This window comes from Deinococcus aquiradiocola (assembly GCF_014646915.1).
GTDB classification, from domain to species: Bacteria; Deinococcota; Deinococci; order Deinococcales; family Deinococcaceae; genus Deinococcus; species Deinococcus aquiradiocola.
In genome coordinates this window covers 1-20,038 of the sequence record NZ_BMOE01000025.1, presented here as the reverse complement: position 1 = coordinate 20,038, position 20,038 = coordinate 1, and the positions used below count along the sequence as shown (strand labels likewise).

18 protein-coding genes are annotated in these 20,038 nt (G+C 71.1%); 12 read left to right on the top strand and 6 right to left on the bottom strand.

What is annotated here, in order from left to right:
- Nucleotides 1-77: 77 nt before the first annotated feature.
- The 3 genes from IEY33_RS18705 to IEY33_RS18695 all read left to right on the top strand — a co-directional run bounded on the left by IEY33_RS18705 (nucleotide 78) and on the right by IEY33_RS18695 (nucleotide 3,144).
- Nucleotides 78-701: an FMN-binding negative transcriptional regulator gene (locus tag IEY33_RS18705; protein ID WP_188964813.1), complete on the top strand. Its 624-nt coding sequence runs from the start codon at nucleotides 78-80 to the stop codon at nucleotides 699-701.
- Nucleotides 702-824: 123 nt separating this feature from the next.
- Complete coding sequence (locus tag IEY33_RS18700) at nucleotides 825-1,802, top strand: NADPH:quinone oxidoreductase family protein (protein ID WP_188964824.1); 978 nt, start codon at nucleotides 825-827, stop codon at nucleotides 1,800-1,802.
- 136 nt (nucleotides 1,803-1,938) lie between these two features.
- Nucleotides 1,939-3,144, top strand: coding sequence for a molybdopterin molybdotransferase MoeA (locus IEY33_RS18695; RefSeq protein ID WP_229671166.1), 1,206 nt, complete (start codon nucleotides 1,939-1,941; stop codon nucleotides 3,142-3,144).
- Nucleotides 3,145-3,190: 46 nt separating this feature from the next.
- On the opposite strand, the gene IEY33_RS18690 is transcribed toward IEY33_RS18695, so the two are convergent.
- The 3 genes from IEY33_RS18690 to IEY33_RS18680 all read right to left on the bottom strand — a co-directional run bounded on the left by IEY33_RS18690 (nucleotide 3,191) and on the right by IEY33_RS18680 (nucleotide 7,249).
- Complete coding sequence (locus IEY33_RS18690; protein ID WP_188964812.1) at nucleotides 3,191-4,234, bottom strand: NAD(P)/FAD-dependent oxidoreductase; 1,044 nt, start codon at nucleotides 4,232-4,234, stop codon at nucleotides 3,191-3,193.
- A 269-nt stretch (nucleotides 4,235-4,503) separates the two neighbouring features.
- The gene (locus IEY33_RS18685; RefSeq protein WP_188964811.1) at nucleotides 4,504-5,697 is read right to left on the bottom strand and encodes a cytochrome P450; all 1,194 of its coding nucleotides are present in this window, start codon (nucleotides 5,695-5,697) and stop codon (nucleotides 4,504-4,506) included.
- Nucleotides 5,698-5,887: 190 nt separating this feature from the next.
- Nucleotides 5,888-7,249, bottom strand: coding sequence for a lamin tail domain-containing protein (locus IEY33_RS18680; RefSeq protein ID WP_188964810.1), 1,362 nt, complete (start codon nucleotides 7,247-7,249; stop codon nucleotides 5,888-5,890).
- Nucleotides 7,250-7,582: 333 nt separating this feature from the next.
- Here IEY33_RS18680 and pheS point away from each other — a divergent pair, with 333 nt between their 5' ends.
- The 3 genes from pheS to IEY33_RS18665 all read left to right on the top strand — a co-directional run bounded on the left by pheS (nucleotide 7,583) and on the right by IEY33_RS18665 (nucleotide 12,453).
- Nucleotides 7,583-8,602: a phenylalanine--tRNA ligase subunit alpha gene (gene pheS / locus IEY33_RS18675; RefSeq protein ID WP_188964822.1), complete on the top strand. Its 1,020-nt coding sequence runs from the start codon at nucleotides 7,583-7,585 to the stop codon at nucleotides 8,600-8,602.
- A gap of 303 nt (nucleotides 8,603-8,905) precedes the next feature.
- Nucleotides 8,906-11,362 carry a phenylalanine--tRNA ligase subunit beta gene (locus IEY33_RS18670; RefSeq protein WP_188964809.1) on the top strand — a complete coding sequence of 819 codons (2,457 nt, stop codon included), beginning with the start codon at nucleotides 8,906-8,908 and terminating at the stop codon, nucleotides 11,360-11,362.
- Complete coding sequence (locus IEY33_RS18665) at nucleotides 11,359-12,453, top strand: glycosyltransferase family 4 protein (RefSeq protein ID WP_229671165.1); 1,095 nt, start codon at nucleotides 11,359-11,361, stop codon at nucleotides 12,451-12,453. The genes IEY33_RS18670 and IEY33_RS18665 overlap by 4 nt, the downstream gene beginning before the upstream one ends.
- Before the next feature lie 111 nt (nucleotides 12,454-12,564).
- On the opposite strand, the gene IEY33_RS18660 is transcribed toward IEY33_RS18665, so the two are convergent.
- Complete coding sequence (locus IEY33_RS18660) at nucleotides 12,565-13,599, bottom strand: AfsR/SARP family transcriptional regulator (RefSeq protein ID WP_188964808.1); 1,035 nt, start codon at nucleotides 13,597-13,599, stop codon at nucleotides 12,565-12,567.
- A 205-nt stretch (nucleotides 13,600-13,804) separates the two neighbouring features.
- Between IEY33_RS18660 and rpsF the strand changes: the two genes are divergently transcribed.
- The 4 genes from rpsF to rplI all read left to right on the top strand — a co-directional run bounded on the left by rpsF (nucleotide 13,805) and on the right by rplI (nucleotide 15,894).
- Nucleotides 13,805-14,113, top strand: coding sequence for a 30S ribosomal protein S6 (gene rpsF / locus IEY33_RS18655; protein WP_188964807.1), 309 nt, complete (start codon nucleotides 13,805-13,807; stop codon nucleotides 14,111-14,113).
- Between the two features lie 129 nt (nucleotides 14,114-14,242).
- The gene (locus IEY33_RS18650; RefSeq protein ID WP_188964806.1) at nucleotides 14,243-15,127 is read left to right on the top strand and encodes a single-stranded DNA-binding protein; all 885 of its coding nucleotides are present in this window, start codon (nucleotides 14,243-14,245) and stop codon (nucleotides 15,125-15,127) included.
- Between the two features lie 63 nt (nucleotides 15,128-15,190).
- Nucleotides 15,191-15,457, top strand: a complete 267-nt coding sequence (gene rpsR, locus IEY33_RS18645) for a 30S ribosomal protein S18 (RefSeq protein WP_188964805.1) — start codon at nucleotides 15,191-15,193, stop codon at nucleotides 15,455-15,457.
- Nucleotides 15,454-15,894 (top strand): 50S ribosomal protein L9, encoded by a 441-nt coding sequence (gene rplI, locus IEY33_RS18640; protein ID WP_188964804.1) that lies wholly within the window; start codon nucleotides 15,454-15,456, stop codon nucleotides 15,892-15,894. Before rpsR ends, rplI begins: the two co-directional genes overlap by 4 nt.
- A 75-nt stretch (nucleotides 15,895-15,969) precedes the next feature.
- Here the strand turns inward: rplI and IEY33_RS18635 are convergent, their stop codons facing one another.
- The gene (locus IEY33_RS18635) at nucleotides 15,970-17,025 is read right to left on the bottom strand and encodes a hypothetical protein (RefSeq protein WP_188964803.1); all 1,056 of its coding nucleotides are present in this window, start codon (nucleotides 17,023-17,025) and stop codon (nucleotides 15,970-15,972) included.
- A 132-nt stretch (nucleotides 17,026-17,157) separates the two neighbouring features.
- Between IEY33_RS18635 and IEY33_RS18630 the strand changes: the two genes are divergently transcribed.
- Both IEY33_RS18630 and IEY33_RS18625 read left to right on the top strand, forming a co-directional pair.
- Nucleotides 17,158-18,138: an asparaginase gene (locus tag IEY33_RS18630; protein WP_188964802.1), complete on the top strand. Its 981-nt coding sequence runs from the start codon at nucleotides 17,158-17,160 to the stop codon at nucleotides 18,136-18,138.
- A gap of 108 nt (nucleotides 18,139-18,246) precedes the next feature.
- Entirely contained in the window at nucleotides 18,247-18,531 is a 285-nt protein-coding gene (locus IEY33_RS18625; RefSeq protein WP_188964801.1) for a hypothetical protein, read from the top strand.
- A gap of 176 nt (nucleotides 18,532-18,707) precedes the next feature.
- On the opposite strand, the gene IEY33_RS18620 is transcribed toward IEY33_RS18625, so the two are convergent.
- Nucleotides 18,708-19,880: a PQQ-dependent sugar dehydrogenase gene (locus IEY33_RS18620; RefSeq protein WP_188964800.1), complete on the bottom strand. Its 1,173-nt coding sequence runs from the start codon at nucleotides 19,878-19,880 to the stop codon at nucleotides 18,708-18,710.
- Nucleotides 19,881-20,038: the final 158 nt, after the last annotated feature.

Below are 20,038 nucleotides of genomic sequence, written 5' to 3'. Positions count from 1 at the left end.
AGGGCCGCCGGATTCACCGTCCCGAGTGGTGAATCCGGCAGAGGCGCACGGCGCGGGCGGGCCGGTATGCTGCGGGCATGTACCTTCCGGCGGACTTCCGTGAGCAGGACCCAGAACGGCTGCTGAGCGTGATGCGGGGCGCGCCCTTCGCTGCGGTGATCTGCAGTGACGCGCAGGGGGAGCCGCTGGCGACGCCGGTCCCGGTCCTGACGACCGTCACGCGCGGCGAGGGCCGGGCCGGGGACGGCGCTGCGGGCGTGGCGGTGACACTGCACTGGCATCTGGCGCGCGGGAATCCGCAGGCGGAGGCGCTTCCTGGCCGGTCGACGCTGGTGGTGTTTCAGGGGCCGCACGCGCTGGTGGACGCCGGGTGGTACGTGTCGGCCCCGCAGGTGGGGACGTGGAATTACGTGACGGTGCAGGCGCGCGGGCAGGCGGAGCGCGTGGAGGGCGACGAGGCGCGCGAGGTGGCGCGCGCCCTGACGCGGACCCTCACGCCGGACGCGCCGGGCATTCCGGCGGAGTTCGAGGAGCGCATGCTGCGCGGCGTGGTCACGTTCCGTCTGCCGGTGCGGAGCCTGGACGGGAAATTCAAGCTGAGTCAGAACAAGGGCGCGGCGGACCGGGCGGCCGTGCGCGCCCACCTGCAGGGCAGCGCGCGTGACGAGGACCGCGCGCTGGCCGCACTGATTCCCGACTGAACGGGCGGGCCGGGCGGGGCGTCCCGGGGGGCGGGGGTGCGCGTGGCGTGCGGAAGGCGGCCCTTGCCGTTACACTCAGTCCAGCAATCACAACCCGAGTCACGGAGGACCACCATGGACGAAATGAAAGCCGTGCGCTGCCACGCCTGGGGCGAAGCCGAATCGCTGACCGTCGAGACCCTGCCCGTCCCGCAGCCCGGAGCGGGCGAGGTGCTGCTGCGCGTGCGCGCGGCGGGCGTGAACTTCCCGGACACGCTCATCATTCAGGGCAAGTACCAGTTCCGGCCGGAACTGCCGTTCACGCCCGGCTCGGAAGTGGCGGGCGAGGTGCTGGCGACCGGGGAGGGCGTGAGTCACGTGCAGGTGGGGGACCGCGTGATCGCGTTCCTGAACACGGGCGGGTACGCGACGCACGCGCTGGCGGACGCGCGGCAGGTGATGCCGATGCCGCCCGAACTGGGCTTCGCGGAGGCGGCGGCGTTCACGCTGGCGTCCGGCACGTCGTACCACGCGCTCGTGGACCGCGCGGGCCTGCGCGCGGGCGAGACGTTGCTGGTGCTGGGCGCGGCGGGCGGCGTGGGCCTGAGCGCCGTGCAGATCGGGCACGCGCTGGGCGCGCGGGTGATCGCGGCGGCGAGCAGCGACGACAAGCTCGCCCTGTGCCGCGAGCACGGCGCGGACGACACCATCAACTACGCGTCGGAGGACCTGCGCGCGCGCCTGAAGGAACTGACGGGCGGGCGCGGACCGGACGTGATCTACGACCCGGTGGGTGGATCGTTCGCGGAACCGGCGTTCCGGAGCGTCGCGTGGGGCGGCCGGTACCTAGTGGTGGGGTTCGCGGCGGGCGACATTCCGGCCCTGCCGCTGAACCTGCCGCTCCTGAAGGGCGCGAGCGTGGTGGGCGTGTTCTGGGGCGAGTTCGCGCGGCGTGACCCGCGCGGCAACGCCCGGAACCTGGCGACCATGATCGGGTGGATGAAGGAGGGCCGCATGCGGCTGCTGGTGTCGGGCGAGTACCCGCTGGAGGGCGCGGCGCAGGCCCTGCGGGACCTGGAGGGGCGGCGCGTGACGGGCAAGGTCGTGATCGTGCCGGAGTGACGCGTATTCCGCCCGGCCCGGGCACTCCCTTCGCGGGCTCACCGGGCGGCGGGGCGTGACCGCTGCGGCCGGGTGCGTGCAGGGCGCGTGAAGGTCGCCGTTGGCGTGAGGGCGCGGCATCTGCCATCCTGACCGCATGCCGAGTCCCGTCCCGTCCGAGCCGAGCTTCCCGATGAACGTCAGCGTGCCCGAGGCGCGCACCATGCTGGCGGCCCTGCTGCCCGACCCGGTGGCCGAGACGGTCGCCGTGGCGGACGCGGCGGGACGGTTCCTGTTCGCGGACCTGGAGGCGCGCGTCAGTCATCCGTCCGCGACGGAGAGCGCGCTGGACGGCATCGCGTGCCGGGAGGCGGACACCGTCACGGCCGGGCCGGGCACGCCGGTGCGGCTGCTGGTGGTGGGCGAGTCGCGGGCGGGCGTGCCGTTCGCGGGACGGGTGGGGCCGGGCGAGTGCGTGCGCATCTACACGGGCGCGCCCGTCCCGGACGGCGCGGACGCGATCTGCCCGGTGGAACAGCTACAGGACGACGGGCCGGACGCGGTGCACGCGCTGCGGCCCGCGAGCGGCGCGGACATCCGGCTGGAGGGCGGGGATTTCCGGACGGGCGAGGTGGTGATGCACGCCGGGACGCGGCTCACGCCCGCGCGGCTGGCACTGGCCGTGTCGCTCGGGCACGCGCAGGTCAGCGTGCGTCGCCGCCTGCGCGTGGCGCTGCTGTCCACCGGGGACGAGGTGCGCGAGCCGGGCACGGCGCTCGCGCCGGGACAGGTGTACGACAGCAACCGCTACGGGCTGGCCGCCATGCTGCGCGAGGCGGGCTGCGACGTGCTGGACCTCGGGCACGCGCCGGACTCGCCGGAACGTCTCGCGGAACGCATCGGTGCGGCGGGCGGCGCGGACGTGCTGCTCACGTCGGGCGGCGTCAGCATGGGCAAGTACGACTTCATGCGGGACCTGCTGCTGGAACAGGGACGCGTGTCGTTCTGGAAGGTGCGCCTGCGGCCCGGCGGTCCCGCCATGCTGGGCGGCTGGCGGGGCCTGCCGGTGTTCGGCCTGCCGGGCAACCCAGTCAGCAGCCTCGTGGTGTTTCAGGTGATCGTGCGGCCCGCCCTGACGGGCGAGACGCCGTTCACGCTGCGGCTGCGGGCCGCGACGCCCTTCCGTGCCCTGCCGGACAAGACGGCGTACTGGCGCGGCAACATCGAGGGCGGCACGGTCAGCGACTACCCGAAGCAGGGGAGCGGCGTGCTGCGTTCCCTGTCCGACACGGGCGCGCTCGTGATCGTGCCGGAGGGGCGTCCCGTGCAGGTGGGCGAGGACGTGGAAGTCATGCTGTTCTGACCCGCCCGCCTGCCCGCGTGCCGCCCGGAAAGGATGTGCGTTCGCTTCAGGGGCGGGTGAGCAGCGTGTCCGCGAGCGTCCACCCGCTCAGCAGGGCCGCCTCGACGCGCGGGCCGTGCGGGTCGGGCGTGCACCAGTCGCCGCACCAGCCGATCTGTGCGTCCGGCAGCCACCCGTGCGCGTCCGGGAAGCGGGCGGCGGGCGTGGCGTACAGCCAGCGGTGCGCGAAGCTGCCGCTCACCGTAAACGGTCCGGCCACTTCGGCCGCGTGGGCGAGCAGGGCTGCCGCCACCGCGTCCCGGTCGTCCTGCAGGTGATCGCGCGTCCAGTCGGGGCGGGCGTGCAGCATCAGGGCGGGCGGGTGGCCGGGCGGGCGTTTGGTGTGCTCGCGCGCCACCCATTCGAGCGCCTGGTGGTCCTGCACGCGCAGGGCGGGCCAGTCGGCGCCCGGCACGTCGGCCCCGAGGAGCGCCCCGACGGCCCAGCACGGGTCGAATGTCACGGCCTGCAGCGGCGTCACGTCCACGTCCGTCCCGGCGAGCAGCGGCACGATCTGCGGGGCGGGCAGGTTCAGGATCACGGTGCCCGCCGTGAAGGTCCGGCCGTCCTGCGTGACGGCGTGCCAGACATTCCCCGCGCGGCGCAGGGACGTGACCTGCGCTTCCAGCTGCACCTGCACGTCCCGCGCGAGTTCGCGGCCCAGGGCGCTCATGCCGGCGGGCGGCACGTAGCGCGGGTGGCCGCCCGACTCGGCGGTCACGGTCTCCGCCTGCCAGCGGGGAACGCCGCGCGTCCATTCGGCCAGCCAGCCCGCCTGCAGGCCCTCCCGGACAAGGCCGAGGGTGCGCTCGTGCCGCGCCGTGAAGAAGCGCGCGCCGTGGTCGAGGCGGGCCGTGTCACCCGCGCGGCGCGTGCTGCTGCGGCCCGACACGCCGCGCGACTTGTCGAGCACCATGACCTGCCGCCCGGCCCGCACGAGGTCCCGTGCGAGCGCGAGGCCCGCCAGTCCCGCCCCGACGATCAGGACGCCCGCCGCGTCCAGCGTCCCGCCCGTCCCGCCTGCTCCTGATCCCGTGCCGCCTGTCGTCATGCCGGAAGTCTAGAGGGCCGCTCCGGCCCGGAAGGTACGAAACTGCCGGGTTTCTGCTCGGCGTGGCCACCGTCTCCCCTGACGGCCCGCCTCCCGCCGTGGTCGGTGCTCAGCAGCGGTTCGCGGCGCACAGGGGGGCGAGGGTCAGGACGCGCTGCCCCGCGCGGCGCTGATTCGTTGGTGAACTCGCCCGCGAACACGTCCGGCAGGAAGCACACCGCCCACGCGCCGTTCTGGGTGCTCAGGCCTCGGCTCGTGCGGGGTCGTGGTCAGACCGCTTCCACCCCCGCTGCCGGGGTGGGCGCGTCCCTTCGGGCGCTGCGGGCGGCGCGCGTCACGACGAGCGGTCCGGCCGGGCCGAGCGTGACGCCAGGGCGCGGGGTGGGGTCGCCGTGCACGGTGCGCAGCGGGCCGTTTTCCAGCAGCAGCGTCAGGGCTTCTTCCAGCATCAGGTTCGCGAGGTGCATGCCGAGGCACACGCGTTCCCCTCCGCCGAACGGCAGGTACGCCCACGCGGGCGGCGCGGCACTCCAGCGGTCCGGCCGGAAGGTGTCGGGCGCGTCCCACAGGTCCGGGTCGCGGGCGCTGAGGTACGGGCTGTACAGCGCCAGCGCGCCTTTTTTCAGGGTGTGGCCGTGCCAGTTCACGTCGCGGGCGAGGCGGCGGCTGCCCATCCAGCCGGGCGGGTACAGGCGCATCGTTTCGCGGATGGCGGATTTCAGGCCGTCCGGGCGGAACCATTCGGGGTGCTGCGCGAGGTGCCATACCGTCCACGCGAGCGTGTGCGTGGTCGTGTCGTGCCCTGCCGCGAGGCTGATGCGGGCCTCACGCACCCCGCCGGGCCAGCGGGCCAGGTGGAACAGCAGGTCGTCGCCGCCCGACGTGAGGCGCGTGCGGGCGAGGTCGTCCAGGGCGCGGTTCATGCGGGCGAACAGCAGGGGGCGTGGCACGGCCGGGACCGGGAAGGGCGAGCGGAGCGGTGCCAGGAAGGCGTGCAGCAGGTGCGGGGACAGGTCGCCGCTGAAGTACGCGGCGTTCAGCATGCGCAGCACGGCCCGGTCCGCCCACGCGAGCGCGTCGAACGTCCCATCTGGCCGTTCGGCACGCAGGGCGGCCCTCACCCGCTCCCGCAGCGCCTCCAGGCTTCGCTTCCCGAAGGGGGGGTTCAGGGCGGCGCGGCGGTCCCCGTGTCCGGCGTCCGTGAGGATCACGCCGCCCGACAGGTACGGCACGACCACGCTGAAACTCCCGCCGCTGCGGAAGGTCGCGAGGTCCGTGAGGAGCCGCCGGTTCCATTCCGGCGAGTACCCCACCACGGCGGGCAGACCCAGCCGCAGCGCGAACAGTCGGCCGTTCGCGCGGCTCAGGGCGGCGCCCTCGTGCAGCAGCGCGACGGGCTCACCCGCCCAGCGTTGCAGGTGACCGGAGACGGGCAGGGTGGCGGGCTGAGGGAGGCGTCGCATCGGCTGGACCGTACCCTAGAGCATCCCGGCGCGGTACGCTGCGGCGCCGCAGACCATCCCGGCCACCCCGGCGTGCGGGCGGCACAGGAAACCGGCCGCCCCGCGCGCGGCGGGAGCGGCCGGACCGGGCCGGAACGTATGTGTGCCTGCTTCGCTCGGCCGAACTCCGAGCGTTCAGTTCAAGCCGGGATCAGAGGTCGCCGGCCAGCCAGCGGACGACGTTGCGGCCGAGGTTGGCGTTGCTGAGGTTCGGCCAGTTGTTGTACGTGCCGGTGGTCCCGTCGGACAGGGTGTTGTCCTCGAAGGTGCTGCTGTCGCCCCACGCGGCCACGCGGCCGCTGCCGACCCTGTTCGCGGCGAGGTACGTCTTGCCGGCGTTGCCCATCAGGCCGGTGGCGCTGCCCAGGTCGATGCTCGTGCCGACGTACACGCCCGCGCTGGTCACGTCGTCCGCCGTACCGCTGCCGCCCGCGATGATGGGGTGCGTGCCGCCGGTGGGCGTGGCGGTGTACACGGGGTCGCTGAAGCTGCTGGCAAAGCTGAAGCTCAGGCCGTACGTGCCGCTCACGGCGAGGCTCTTCTGGAGGGTGCTGCTGACGCTGGCGGGCGTGCTGCCGTCCCAGCCGTCGAAGACTTCGGGGCTGTCCCAGCCGTCGCTGTCGCGGTCGGAGGAGCGGTGGTCGCCGATCAGGAAGAGGCCGCCGCCGTTCTGAACGAAGGTCGTCAGGGCGGCGCGTTCCGTGTCGCTGAAGGGGTTCTGCGGTTCGGGAATCACGAGGACCTTCACGCCGCTCAGGGCGGCGGACGTGATGCTGCTGCCGCTCAGCGTGCCGACCGTGTACCCGAGGGCCTTCAGGGCGTCGCCGTACGCACTGTACGCGCCGTCGATACGCCAGTCGCTGTTGCCGGCGTCCTCGTGTTTCGTCAGGTCGAACAGGACCTTCTTGGGTGTGCCGCCCGTCCCGCCCCCGGTGCCGCCGCCCGTGCCGGTGCCGCCGTTGCTGACACCCGCGCTGGGCGTGGCGGCCCTGAAGTCCGCGCTGTTGCTGCCGGTATCCTGCCCGTCCGGCGTGCGCGCCAGGGCGCTCCCGGCACTGACGGCGGGGGCGCTGCTGCCCTCACCGAGGTTCGTGCCGGGGCTGCCGTACGCGACCGCGTCGACGAGCGTGCCGCTGCGGGTGAGGCGCACGCTGCTGCTGGTGTTGTACAGGTCCGTGGCGGCGTTCACCTGCGTGACGCCCGGCACGCTGCTGTCCTGCCCGACCACGTAGTACCCGCTGGCGGGGATGCTGCCGGTCAGGGCGATGCTGGCGTAGCTGGTGCCGGTCGCGTTGTACGCGGTGAGCGTGTACCCGCTGAGGCTCTTTCCGGCCGGGCCCTTCAGTTCGATGAAGGTGCCGCTGTCGGTGCCGGGCGTGTCGTAGTACACCTCGTTCACGACGGGTTCTCCCGTCGCGGCCAGCGTCTGCAGGTCGGGCGTGGTGGCCTGCCTGACCTGACCGCAGGCGGCGAGGGTGAGGCTGAGGGACAGCAGGATCAGTGTGTTCTTCATCGCGCTCCCGGATTCCGGCACGGGGAATGGACAGCTCAAAAGAGGACTTGCCGGAATGTGTGCACGTTACAGTAGAAGGAGGGAGTCAACGCAAGGTCAGCCGCACGTGCTTGACCCCGCCCGGCCCCCCCGCTACCCTGAAGCCATGCAGACCCCCGGTCCACGTTCGCTCTTTCCACGACCGGGGACGTGCTGACCTGACCGCAGGCCAAGCACCCGCCCCGCCCATCCCAGGGCGGGGCTTTTTTTGACCCCACCCCCGACGCCCGCCAAGGAGCCCCCATGTCACAAAGAGCCCTCATGTCACAAGGAGCCCGCATGTCACACGACACCCTGCAACACGAAGCCCTGGACGCCATCCGCGCCGCCAGCACCCTCGACGCCCTCCAGGCCGCCAAGACCCGCTACGTCGGCAAGAGCGGCCTCGTCACCCGGGAACTCGGCACGCTCGGCAAACTCCCGCCCGAGGAACGCCGCACGCGCGGCGCCGAAATCAACGCCGTCCGCGCCGCCATCGAAACCGCCCTCACCGAACGCGAAACCACCCTCAAACGCGAGGCGCTCGACGCCCGCCTCGCCAGCGAAGCCATCGACGTGACCCTCCCCGGCCTCAGCCTCCCCAGCGGCGGCCTGCACCTCATCACCCGCATCCTCGACGACCTCACCGGCATCTACGAACGCATGGGCTACGCCGTCATCGAAGGCAACGAGGTCGAAGACGACCACCACAACTTCGACGCCCTCAACATCCCCTGGTACCACCCCGCCCGCGACCTGTGGGACACCTTCTGGCTCGAAGACGGCCGCCTGCTCCGCACCCACACCAGCCCCATGCAGGTCCGCTACATGGCCACGCACTCCGCGCCCCTCAAGATCGTCGTGCCCGGCAAGGTCTACCGCTACGAAGCGACCGACGCCACGCACGAAAGCATGTTCCACCAGCTCGAAGGTCTCGTGGTGGGCGACAACATCAGCATGGCCGACCTGAAAGGCACCATCGCCGAAATGGCGCGCGGCCTGTTCGGACCGAACTCCAAGGTCCGCTTCCAGCCCAGCTACTACCCCTTCACCGAGCCCGGCGCGGACTTCTCCGTGTGGTGGGAGAACCCGCGCGGCGAGAGCAAATGGCTGGAACTCGGCGGGTGCGGCATGGTGCACCCCAACGTCTTCCGTGCTGTCGACGACCTGCGCGAAGCGGCCGGGAGGGAACGCATCTACGAGGGCAAGACCGGCTTCGCGTTCGGGCTGGGGCCGGAGCGCATCGCCATGCTCAAGTACGGCATTCCCGACATCCGCTACTTCTACGCCAACGACATGAAGGTCCTGGGACAGTTCCGGGGTGAACTGGGGTGAGCGTCCCTGCCGACGCCGTCCTTCTGAACGGCCCCTCCGGGTGCGTCCCGGAGATGGTCGAGGAGCAGGCGGCAGCGAGGACGACGGCCATCGCCCGCAGTGGGTGCCGCTCGCGGCTGCACGCGGTGAGTCTGCTGCCCGGGCAGGCGTGGGAACGGGTGCGCGAGGCGGCGGGTTCCGCCTCACCTTCACGCTCCTCCTGAGGAGACGGGCGAGCGCCGGAGCTTTTTTCTTCCTCTCCACTGGGGAGAGGATCAGGGTGAGGGGTCGTCCGACCGCCACCCGCACGACAGAGGTCATGACATGAAACTTCCCTATTCCTGGTTGAAAGAACTCGTCCCGCAGCTTCCTCCGGTCACCGAACTGGAACCGATCTTCGCCAGTCTGGGCACGCCGCTGGAGGGCGTGGAGGAGGTGGCCGCCCCGCCTGAGGGGGTGCTGCTCGTGACCGTGACGCAGGCCGCGCCCATCGAGGGCACGCAGCTCACCCGGCTGGAGCTGGACACGGGTGCGGGCGGCCCGAGGACCATTGCCAGCGGCGCGCCGAACGCGGTGGGTCTGCCTGCGGGCACGATGCTGGCCCTGGTGACGCCGGGCACGACGCTGGGCGGCATGGAGTACGGCGTGCGGAGCCTGCAGGGCGTGGAGAGCTGGGGCATGGCGGCCAGCGCGAAGGAGCTGGGGCTGGGCGAGAGCGCGGCGGGCCTGATGCTGTTCCCGGCGGGCACGGCGGCGCCCGGCACGCCGATGCACACCCTGTGGGCGGCGGACACGGTGCTGGACATCGAGGTCACGCCGAACCGCGCGGACGTGCTGAGCGTGCTGGGGTTGAGCCGTGATCTGGCGGCGGCGCTGCGGCTGGAGCTGGTGCAGCCTCCGGCCGGTCCGGCCGCCACCGGCAGGGGTGAGATCGAGATCAGCCTGCCGAGCAGGGGCCTGAGCATCGAGCGTGACCCGTCGCGGAAGTTCCGGGTGGGCTGCGACAACTTCGTGGCGCGGACCGTGAACGGCGTCCGGAACGGTCCGTCGCCGCTGTGGGTGCAGCGTCGCCTGTCGCTGTGCGGGTCGCGCACGGTGAACGCCGTCGTGGACGTGTCGAACTACGTGATGTTCGAGCTGGGCCAGCCGACGGCGCTGTACGACCGGCGTGACGTGATCAACGACCGCATTCTGGTGGGGTTCGGGTTGCGGCAGGGGGAGTCGGTGACGGACCTGCTGGGCGGCGTGCACACGGTCGGCGCGGAGGACCTGCTGATCATGGACGGGCGCGAGGTGGGCGTGCCGAGCGTGACGGACGCGTTCGCGGCGGCCGGTGAGGTGCAGGCGGGGGAAGCGGTGCTGGGCGTCGCGGGGATCGTGGGTGCGCTGCACGGGTCGGTGCGGGCGGACACGTCGGACGTGGTGATCGAGTCGGCGCACTTCGATCCGGTGCTGCTGAGGCGCACGAGCACGCGGCTGGGCCTGAAGACGGACGCGGTGTTCCGGTACGAGCGCGGCACGGACCCGCTGCTCCCGGCGCGCGCCGCGGACCGGATCGCGGGCCTGCTGGGCGAGCTGGGCGGCGTGGTGCATCCGGGCGCGACGCAGGCGGGCACGCCGGAAGTGCCGGGCGTGATCGCGCTGGACGCCGGGTACGCGCGTCGCCTGCTGGGCATGGAGATCGCGGCGGACGAGATGGCGGACATCCTGACGCGGCTGGGGTGCGTGGTGGTGCGGGACGGGGACGCGCTCACGGTCACGCCGCCGTCCTGGCGGGTGGACATGAACGGCCCGGAGGACCTCGTGGAGGAGGTGGCGCGCCTGCACGGGTACGCGGCGCTGCCGGAGACGCTGCCGACCGTGCAGACGCACGCGGACAACGTGGGCGCGGACGAGGCGAGTCGCGCGCGGCGCGACCTGAAGCGCGCCGTGGCGGGCCTGGGCTTCCAGGAGGTCGTGACGTACACGTTCACGTCGGACGAGGAGGCGCTGTCGGCGCGCACGGAGCGCCCGAACGTGCGCCTGCGGAACCCCATGACGGCGGAACGCACGGGCCTGCGCACGGCGCTCTTCCCCAGCCTGCTGCGCGCGGCGGGGCAGGCGGGCAAGGGGGAGCGGCTCCTGATCTTCGAGGTGGGGCACGTGTTCCCGCAGAGCGGCGAGACGGAACGCCTGGGGCTCCTGATGCGCGGGCCGCTCGCGCCGGGCGGGTGGCAGCCGGGCGTGGCGGGCGGGTACGCGGCGTTCGCGGGGCTGGTGTCGGCCCTGGCGGGCACGCTGGGCGCGGCACTGGAGGTGCGTCAGCTTCGTGGCGACGCGGTCCCGGCGGGCCTGCATCCCGGCATCGCGGGCGAGGTCGTGTGGAACGGCGTGGCGTGCGGGTGGCTGGGGGCGCTGCACCCGGAGATCGCCGCGGCGTTCGGCCTGAAGGGCGACACGTTCCTGCTGGAGGTGACGTTGCCGCTGCCCGGGCGGGCGTGGGCGTTCCGCGACCCGAGCCGCGCGCCGGCCGCTTGGCGTGACCTGGCGGTGATCGCGCCTCAGGACGTGAGTTACGCGGAGGTGGCGGCCCTGCTGCGCCGCGAGGCGGGCCCGCTGCTGGAGAGCACGCAACCCTTCGACGTGTACGTGGGCGATTCGGTCGCGGCGGGGCAGCGGAGCGTCGCGGTGCGCCTGACGTTCCGGGGCGAGCGGACCCTGACGGACGCCGAGGTGGACCCGGTCATGGCGCACGTCATGGCGCAGGTGCGCGCCCAGGGCTGGAGCATCCGCGAGAAGTGAGCGGCCCGCCTCTGAAGGTGCTGTTCGTGACGGACGCTCCGGCGGTCGGGGGGAGCGAGGTGTACATGCGGGAACTCATCCCGCCGCTCCGTGAACGGGGCGTGCATGCCGAGGTGGCCCTGCCGGACCTGGAAGGCAACCGTGGGCTGCGTGAGCAGTTGAAGGCGCTGGGCGTGGTGGTGCACGTGTACGGCTCGGTGAGCGAGTTACCGCCGGGGTTCGACCTGTACCTGCTGAGCAGCTGGAATCCCGGCGGGTACCGCAAGTACTACCGGGCGTTGCCGGGGCCGTTCGTGGCGCTGGTGCACGATCAGCTGATGCTGTACGTGCCGGGCCTGCCGCGCGGCGTGTACCGGGCGCTGTACGAGGCGCTGCAGGCGCGCGACATCCGGCGGGCGGGGGACGTGGTGACGGTGTCGCGCTGGGGCGCGGAGTACCTGCGTTCGCAGCATGGGATGCGGGCCGTGCATGCCGTGCAGAACGGCGTGAACACCGACAAGTTCCGCCCGCCGGTGGGTGCGGAGCGGGAGGAGGCGCGGGCGGCGCTGGGCTTTTCGCGGTTCACGGTGCTCGTCCCGGCGCGCCTGAGCGCCGAGAAGAATCACGTGGCGCTCCTGCCGGTCGCGCGGCGCCTGCCGGAGCTGGAGTTCGTGCTGGTGGGGAGCGGGTACATGGAGTGGCCGGTGCGGCGGCTGGGGAGCGCGAACCTGCGGTTCCTGGGCGGCCGGAACGACATGCCGCTGCTGTACCGCGCGGCGGACGTGGTGCTGCAGCCGACCATCGCGGAGAACCAGTCGCTGGCGACGCTGGAGGCCATGGCGAGCGGCGCGGCCGTGGTGTGCAACGACATTCCCGCGCAGCGTGAGCTGATCGAGGACCGCGTGAGCGGCTGGCTGGTCGGGAACGGCACGGCCGGGTACGTGGAGGCGCTGCGGGCACTGTCGCGGGACCCGGGCCTCGTGGCGGCGTTCGGGCGGGCGGCGCGGGCGCGGGTGCTGGAGCGGCACACGTTGACGCGCAACGCGGACGCGTTCGCGGGGACGCTGCGGGAGATCGTGGCGGGCCTGGGGTATCCCCTGCGCCGCCCCTGACCGTGCGGGAGCACAGGAAACGCGCCGCCGTCCCGTGAGGGGTTCGGCGGCGCGTTTCCTGGTGCGTTCGGGTCTGGAGCTGTTCGGGTCTGGGCTGGTGGATTCGGGTGGTCAGTCGAGTTCGCTCATCCACCACGCTTCGCGGCGCACGGCGAGGCGCGCACGCGGGTCGCCGACATTGTCGAGGGCCCTGGCGAGACCGTCCCAGTCGGCTTCGCTGAGCGGGTCGATGCTCAGGGAACGCTGGTAGAACTGCGCGGCGTCCTTGGCGCGGCCCGCTTCGGTCGCGAGTTTCGCGGCGAGGCTCAGGATGCTGAGGACCTTCTGTTCGAGGCGGTTGCGGACCTCGTCCACCCAGGGGGAGTCCACGCCGGGCAGGAACTGGCCGTACAGGCTGACGAGTTCGCGGAGTTCTTCGAGCCCGAGGCGGTTCTGGTCGGCCTGTCCGGCGAGCAGTTCGAAGCGTTGCACGTCGTATTCGGGGTTCAGGTCGGCGGAGAGGGCGTAGCGGCGGTTGCTGCTGCTGACGGCCTCGTTGTCGAGGGATTTGCGCAGGCGGTGCAGGGTGGTGTGGAAGAGGCTGCTGGCGCGCGCCTCGTCCTTTTCGGGCCAGAGGGCTTCGGCGGCTTCCCAGCTGCTGACGTCCTTGTGTTCGAGCAGGTAGAAGAACAGTTCGAGGGCCTTGCGGGACACCCACTGGACCGGCTGGCCTTTCCAGATGACCTGCGCGGTGCCGAGGCCTTTGGCTTCCATGCTGCTGCCGACCTGCTGGCCGAGGCCCGCGCGGCGCATGCGGGCGTCGACGGCGGTGGTGAGGTCCTGTGGCGTGAAGGGTTTGGGGAGGTAGTCGTCCGCGCCGAGGTTCATGCCGCGCCGCACGTCGCCGCGTTCGGCGTGGCTGGAGAGCAGCATGAAGGGCAGCGCGGAGAAGCGCTCGTGTTTGCGGACCTCTTCGAGGAATTCGAGGCCCGTCATGTACGGCATGACGACGTCACTGATGATCAGTTCGGGGGTGAACACCTGAAGCAGGTCGAGGGCTTCGACCGGGTGGCTGGAGGTGCGTACCTCGTGACCGGCCCGGGCCAGAATGACACTCACCAGTTTCAGGATGGCGGCGTCGTCGTCCACCACCAGGATTCGCGGCATGTGGACATTGTAACAGTCTGCTGAGGATGCGGGGACGCACCCTGTCGGCGCGCGCGCTGCCCCAGTCTGGGGGTGTGCCGGGCACGGGGCGGTAGGGGTTCTCGTGCGGGCGGGAAGGGTGTGATACAATTTGCACTTGTGCCGCACGGCCGTTTCCGCCCTGGTGGTGGGGGGGTCAATCCGTGGCATGCGAGAGAGGTGAAACATGAACCAGTACGATCTGAACCTGATCCTGAACCCCAGCCTGAGCGCTGAGCAGGTCCTGACCGAGAAGGAGTACATCGAGAGCACCGTGCGGAACGCCGGCGCCGAGATCTCCAAGCTGGACGAGGTCGGCAACCGCCGTCTCGCCTACGCCGTGAGCAAGGACCGCGAGGGCTACTACCTGATGTACACCATCAAGGCCAGTGGGAACCCCGAGGGCAGCATTGCCGCGAGCCTGCGCCTGCGCGACCACGTCCGCCGTGTCCTGGTGGTCAAGGACCGCCCGGAGTGGAAGACCAAGAAGGCCTGAACTGTCCGGAAGCGTTTACGCTCTTGACATAAAAGGCCGGATGTTCTAGTCTGTTCTCACCCCGCAAGGGCCCATTGCCGGCAACGTCGAAGTACACATTTTCGCCCAACCACACAGGAGACACGAACCATGGCCCGAGGCATGAACCACGTTTATCTGATCGGCACGCTCGCCCGCGAACCCGAACTTCGCTACACGCCCAGCGGCGTGGCGGTCTACGAGGCCACCATCGCCGGAGAAGACCACATCGCTGGTCAGGACGGCAAGCTCCGCCAGCTCCCCTGGTACCACCGCATCAGCATTCTGGGCAAGCCCGCCGAATGGCAGGCCGAACGGAACCTGCAGGCCGGTGACCCGGTGCTCGTGGAAGGCTCGCTCGACTACTCGTCCTGGGACGCGCCCGAAGGCGGCAAACGGAGTGCGGTGCGCGTCAAGGCGCTGCGTGTGGAATCGCTGGGAACCCAGCCGGAAACCACGCAGGATGCCGGAGGCGGCGTCCGCATGCACGGTGGCATGAATCAGGTGATGGTGGTCGGCAATCTGACGCGTGAACCGGACCTCCGCTACACCCCCGCCGGAGACGCGGTACTGGGACTGAGCATGGCCGTGAACGAAACCTGGAACGACCGCCAGGGTCAGAAGCAGGAGAAGGTGCACTGGCTGGACGCGACCCTGTGGCGCGACCTCGCCGAGAGCGCCAAGGACCTCAAGAAGGGCGACCCCGTGATGATCACCGGCCGCCTGACCAACGAGTCCTGGACAGACAAGGACGGCAACAAACGCAGCAGTACCAAGATAGAAGCGACCAGAGTCGAAGCCCTCGCCCGAGGCGCGGCCACCGGAACCGCAGCCACCCCCGCAGCGCCCCGTCAGGCCACGGCGAGCGCCGCGCGTCCGCAACAGCGGGCGGCCGCACCCAGCTACGCTGGAACGCAGCAGGGGTCCCGTTCGGCAGGGCTGGATATTGACAGCGGCCTTCAGGACTTTCCTCCGGAAGAAGACCTGCCCTTTTAACCCCCTCACCCTCCGGGTCACTGACCCAGGGGGCGTGGGGCGGCAGGCACAAGGAACACCCACATGACCCAGACCGAGCGTAAACCCCGGGGCAAGGGACCCAAGCGTCCCCGCAAGCCCAAGGTGGACCCGTTCGCCATCGGCGAGCTGGAAATCACCGACTACAAGGACGTCAAGATGCTGCGCCGCTTCGTGAGCGACACCGGCAAGATCCTGCCGCGCCGCCGCACGGGCCTCAGCACCAAGCACCAGCGCCGCATCGCGCAGACCATCAAGATCGCGCGCCAGCTCGCCCTGATGCCCTACACCGAGAAGCTGGTGCGTAAATGAACGTCATCCTCCTCGAACCGGGTCGCCTCGGCAAGACGGGCGACGTCGTGACCGTCAAGGACGGCTACGCCCGCAACTACCTCATCCCGCGCGAACTGGCCCTCCCCGCCAGCGCCTCCAACATGAAGACCCTCGAGGCGCGCATCAAGTCCCGCCAGAAGACCCTCGCGAAGGAGAAGGCGGAAGCCGAGCGCCTCGCCGGTCAGATGGAAGGCCTGACGCTCAACCTGCACGTCCGTGCGGGCGAAGGCAAGATCTACGGCGCGATCACGCACGCCGACGTCGCCGAAGCGCTCTCCCAGCAGGGCTTCGACGTCGACCGTCGCCGCCTCGAAATGCCCAAGACCCTCAAGGACGTGGGCGAGTACGACATCACGTACCGCGCTCACCCCGAAGTCATCATCCCCATCAAGCTGGCCGTTCACGCCCAGAAGTAAGGATGCAAGGCGTGCGCCCCCGACCCGTGTGGTCGGGGGCGCACGTTTTGGCTGGATGATGGGGCATGCGTCCGTTCAGGGCAATGTGACGCCCTTCAGGGTCTGCGCGGTGCTCTGGCTCAGGCCGAGGGCCATGACCATGCTGTACGGTTCCAGCGGAGAATCGATCCGGGCCGTCATCGTGAGCGCCTGCGTCACCTTGTACGCCTGCAGCAGACCGTCCGGCCGCACCACCGTGCTCCCCCCGCCGTTGGAGAGGTTCACGGCCATCTGCATGCCGAACGCGTCCCCACCTTTCTTGCCGAACTGCAGCTTCCAGGGGTCGATCGTGTACGTCTGACTGAAGAGGCTGTTCCCGGCAGCGTCGTTGCCGGTGAAGCGGGTCTGGGTATGGATGACGACCGGCGAGGCCTGAATGTTCGCGACGCTGCTGGCGGCCTCCGCTCCACCCAGGCTGCCGAGGCTCTGGACTATGCCCTGCATGGGGAACGTGACGTTCCGGCTTCTGACCTCGCCACGCGTCAGAGGCAGCCCATAGATGGCGGTGGCACCGTCGTTCTGGGAATTCCTGATGAGCGTCTGCAGGTCCACCGACTGGAAGTACCGCTGCAGCCGCGCGTCGCTGGACGAGACGCTGACGTCGGTCACCTGGCCGTCCGGACCGTAGACCACGGTCGTGCTGACGGCCGCGTTCGTCTGACGGTCGGGATGCTCGGCGTCCGGCAGCGGCACGATGCTGGTGCTGAGCAGGACCGGCTGCCCGTCGCGTGCGGGCAGCACCTTCACGAAACTCTTGGTGGTCGTGGTCTGTGACGCTCTGCGGTAGGCGGCTTCCATCTGCGCGCGCCGTGCCTGCAGTCTGGTGTTCGCGGCCGCGAGGTCGGCCGCTCTGACCGTCTGGCCGGGTTTCGCCTCGTAGTGCAGATCGAGGAGCTGGATGGCCGTCTGACTGTTCAGCGTGTACTCGGCGAGCGTGCCGGGCAGCGCGGTCGGCAGGAGGACGGCCGCGCCGGGCTGGGCGGCAGAAGGCGCGGCCTGGGCCGGAATGGTCTGTCCCGGTGTGGTCTGGGCGGCACTCAGGCCGCCGAGCAGGGCGAGGGTGGCGAGCGCGGTCCGCGTCGGGGAGGTCATGCCCGCACGCTACCAGTTCCTCCACCTTCACGGGCACGCACCTGACACGAAACGGGACGACGCTCCCTACCCCATCCGTGTTGCATGGACGTTCGGGCGGGGTGGGCGTGGGTGCACGCTACACTCCGGACCATGACGCTCTCCCCCGCCCCGCAGCTGGCCCTCGTTCACACCGGAGGCACCATCGCGAGCCGACCCGATCCCGGCGGGGCGGGCGTGACGCCGCAGGTCGCGCCGACCCTGGCCGAACAGGTGCCGGGCCTGGAGGGCGTCCACGTCCGCACGTACCAGCCGTTCACGCTGCCCAGCCCGCACGTCACGCCTGCGCACATGCTGGCGCTCGGGCAGCTGATCGGGTCGCTGGAGGACGTGGACGGCGTGGTCGTCACGCACGGCACCGACACGCTGGAGGAAACGGCGTTCTTCCTGCACCTGACGCTGGATTGCCCCTTCCCGGTCGTGCTGACGGGCAGCATGCGGCACAGCGCGGAACTGTCCGGCGACGGTCCCGGCAACCTGCGGGACGCGGCGCAGGTGGCGCTGCACCCACACAGTCGCGGGCGCGGGCCGCTCGTGGTATTCGGCGGCGACATCTACGACGCCCGGACTGTGACCAAGGTGCATACGAGCGCCGTGGACGCCTTCGGCGGGTACCCGGGCCCGATCGGGCGGATCGATCAGGGGCCAGCTGGTCCGGCCCTGCGGTACTTCGCCGGTCCGGAGGGACGCCAGCAGTACGCGCCCCGGCAGCTGAGCGCGCGGGTGGAGGTGCTGTACGCGTACGCGGGCTGGCAGGGAGAGGGTTTCGCGGAGGCCGAGGCGCGCGCCGACGGGCTGGTGATCGCGGCGCTCGGGACGGGGAACCTGCCCGGCGAACTGCTCCCGCTGATCGAGGCGACGCGCAAGCCGGTCGTGATCGCGACGCGGACGCACGCCGGGCCGATCCTGCCGGTGTACGGGTACGCGGGCGGCGGCGCGACCCTGAAACGCGCGGGCGCGATCCCCGCGAGTTTCCTGAACGCGCACAAGGCGAGGCTGCTGCTGCTGCTGCTGCTGTCGCTGGGCCTGGACCGGGAAGCGGCCCGGCAGGTGTTCGAGGACGGCCTGTTCTGACCCGGCGGTGGGGGGTACGGGTGAGCGCCTGCCCCGCCGTCGTCTGAAGGTGAGGTTCAGACAGGCGCGTGGGTGCCGGGCAGGCGGATGGACTACAGTGGAACTGGCATGAAAAACTTCACATTCGTCCTGCTCGCCGCCGTCCTGACCCTCGCTCCCGCCCTGGCCGACAGTACGCACGGCGACGCCGGCCACCCCCACAAGGGCTCCATCTGCCACGCCACGCACTCCAGCAAAAACCCTTACGTCCTCATCACCGTGGACCGCAGCGCCGACAGCGCCCACCTCGCGCACCAGGACACGCAGGACGACGTGTACAACCGCAACCTGAACACCCGCTCCGGCCCCACCGACGAGCAGACCTGCATCGACAACCTCGGCGACATCCAGTAATACGGTTTTGAGCTGAACTTTTGAAGTTCAGCCGAGCGAAGCGAGCACCAAAAAATACGGTTTTGTGGAGGTGGAAGGGATGTCGGTGCTTTTCCCGGCATCCCTGGAATCGGATCAAAACCGTATAACGCCCCGCCCCCGGCACGGCGGACAGCCCGGCCCGTCCGGCTTCCGGGTCAGTGGGCCGCGTACCACACGCGGTACACCAGTCCCGCCCAGTCATCACTGACGAGCAGCGCCCCGTCCGGCATCACCAGCAGACCGACGGGGCGGTTCGTGTACACGTCCCGGTGCAGGAAGCCCGTCACGAAATCCCGTACCTTTCCGCTCGCCGGGTCGATCAGCACGAGCTTGTCGCCCACCGGGACGGCGTTCATGCTGCTGCCGTGCAACGCCGCCACGAACTGCCCCCGGTACGCGGGCGGGAACATCCGGCCCGTGTACAGCGCGAGGTCCATCGGGGCGCTGTGCGCGTGCACCGTCGCGAAGGCCGGCAGGGCGCGCGAGCAGTCCGCCCGCCGGTACGCGGGATCGTTCACGACCCTGCCGCCCACCGTGAAGCACGTGGGCCAGCCGTAGAACCCCCCGGCCTTCAGGCGGTAAAACCCCTCGGGGGGCGTCGTGTCGCCCAGGTAGTCGCGGCCGTTGTTGCTGGCGTACAGTGTGTCGCCGCGCCACGCGAGGCCCACCGCGTTGCGCAGGCCCGACGCGTACAGGCGTCCGTCCCGGCCGTTCGCCGCGTAGCTCCAGATGGCGGCGCGGCGCGGGTCCGTCTCGCGGCAGGCGTTGCAGGACGACCCGGCGCTCACGTACATGCGCCCGTCCGGCCCGAAGGTCAGGGTGCGCGTCACGTGCTCTCCGCCGCCCGGCAGGGCCACGACGCGCGTGCCCGGCGTGATGGCGTGCGTGTCGCCGGGACGGTACGGGAAGCGCAGGACGGCGTCCGTGGTCGCCACGTACAGGTATGCCCCGTGGAACGCCAGGCCGTGCGGGAGGTTCAGGCCGCCCGCGAACCGGAACACCGTCGCGCGTCCGCCCGGACCGGGCCCGGGCCGCAGGATCAGGACCTGCCCGGACTTCATGTCGGACAGGGCCACGTCGCCGTTCGGGGCGAGCGCCATCAGGCGCGGCTTGGCGAGCCCGGCCGCGTAGATGCTGGCGTGAAACCCGGCGGGAAGACGCAGCGGCGGCAGAACGCCGGAAGGGCGCGTGGCGCTCACCGCACCCTGGGCCCCCGCCCACTGCACGCCGGTCGCCGCGCCCAGCAGCAGGAGCAGCGTTGCAGCGGCGCGAACGTGAACGGCGGGCCGGGACGGCCTCTTGCTGCGGACAGACGAAACCCGTGGCATGCCAACAGTGTGCACTTCCGGCTGCCGCCACGACGTCAGGTGTGCCAGTCCACGGGAACGGCGCGCCCCCCACGGTGGGAGGCGCGCCGTCCGGAAGGGATGGCGGGTCAGGTCAGCGGATCACGCTGCGGAAGCAGCCCGTCACGGTCTCACCCGCC